Source organism: Salmonella sp. SAL04213 (genome assembly GCF_046550535.1).
In the GTDB taxonomy this organism is placed as follows: domain Bacteria; phylum Pseudomonadota; class Gammaproteobacteria; order Enterobacterales; family Enterobacteriaceae; genus Salmonella; species Salmonella enterica.
Genome location: NZ_JBGDXS010000031.1, coordinates 1 through 507 on the forward strand (window position 1 = coordinate 1; position 507 = coordinate 507).

The window sequence follows — 507 nt, forward strand, 5'->3', positions numbered from 1 at the left end:
GTGAGACAGGTGCTGCATGGCTGTCGTCAGCTCGTGTTGTGAAATGTTGGGTTAAGTCCCGCAACGAGCGCAACCCTTATCCTTTGTTGCCAGCGGTCCGGCCGGGAACTCAAAGGAGACTGCCAGTGATAAACTGGAGGAAGGTGGGGATGACGTCAAGTCATCATGGCCCTTACGACCAGGGCTACACACGTGCTACAATGGCGCATACAAAGAGAAGCGACCTCGCGAGAGCAAGCGGACCTCATAAAGTGCGTCGTAGTCCGGATTGGAGTCTGCAACTCGACTCCATGAAGTCGGAATCGCTAGTAATCGTGGATCAGAATGCCACGGTGAATACGTTCCCGGGCCTTGTACACACCGCCCGTCACACCATGGGAGTGGGTTGCAAAAGAAGTAGGTAGCTTAACCTTCGGGAGGGCGCTTACCACTTTGTGATTCATGACTGGGGTGAAGTCGTAACAAGGTAACCGTAGGGGAACCTGCGGTTGGATCACCTCCTTACCT

Annotated in this window: 1 rRNA gene; it reads left to right on the forward strand. The window is 54.2% G+C overall.

The window, feature by feature from the left end:
* A 16S ribosomal RNA gene (locus tag ACLJPQ_RS22480) occupies nt 1-504 on the forward strand; the annotation flags it as partial.
* Nucleotides 505-507: the final 3 nt, after the last annotated feature.